The sequence below is a fragment of the Natronobacillus azotifigens genome (assembly GCF_026805325.1).
In the GTDB taxonomy this organism is placed as follows: domain Bacteria; phylum Bacillota; class Bacilli; order Bacillales; family Amphibacillaceae; genus Natronobacillus; species Natronobacillus azotifigens.
In genome coordinates this window covers 1-663 of sequence record NZ_JAPRAT010000073.1, presented here as the reverse complement: position 1 = coordinate 663, position 663 = coordinate 1, and the positions used below count along the sequence as shown (strand labels likewise).

At 38.0% G+C, this 663-nt stretch carries 1 pseudogene; it reads left to right on the top strand.

The annotated features are described in order from the left end of the window. Positions 1-59 precede the first annotated feature (59 nt). A pseudogene (tnpA, locus tag OWO01_RS15955) lies at positions 60-530 on the top strand (IS200/IS605 family transposase). The last annotated feature ends 133 nt before the right edge of the window (positions 531-663 follow it).

Sequence of the window (663 nt, the reverse complement as noted above, 5' to 3'; positions counted from 1 at the left end):
CGTGGTAAGATAAGGTTGGTTTCCCGACCACCAAATCTCGCCACGAAGGAGGCAGTCCAATGCAGGACAAGAATAGTTTAGCACATACACAATGGAGATGTAAGTATCATATTGTTTTTGCACCAAAATATAGAAGACAAATCATTTATGGGAAATATAAAAGAAGTATCGGTGAAATTATAAGAGAACTTTGTGAAAGGAAGGGTGTTGAGATACATGAGGCAAATGCATGTAAGGATCACATACACATGTTAGTTAGTATTCCACCGAAGTTAAGTGTCTCTCAATTCATGGGGTACTTGAAAGGTAAAAGTAGCTTAATGATTTTTGATCGACACGCTAATTTAAAATATCGATAGGGGAATCGTAAATTTTGGTGTCGAGGATTTTTTGTAGATACAGTGGGCCGAAACAAGCATCAAATTCAGGAATATATAAGGAATCAGCTAAAAGAAGATTATATGAGTGATCAGTTAACCTTATTTGAAGAATTTGATCCATTTACAGGGCAAAAAAATAAGAAAAGATAAAAGATTCTTATAGAATCAGCGAGTGAGTGTGGTGCAAAAGGGAAACCCTTTCAGAGGGCCTTTAAGGCCGAGGCCGGCAACAAAGGCTTTCAGCCGCAGAACAAACCACCAGTTCACACTGGTGGTTTTGATT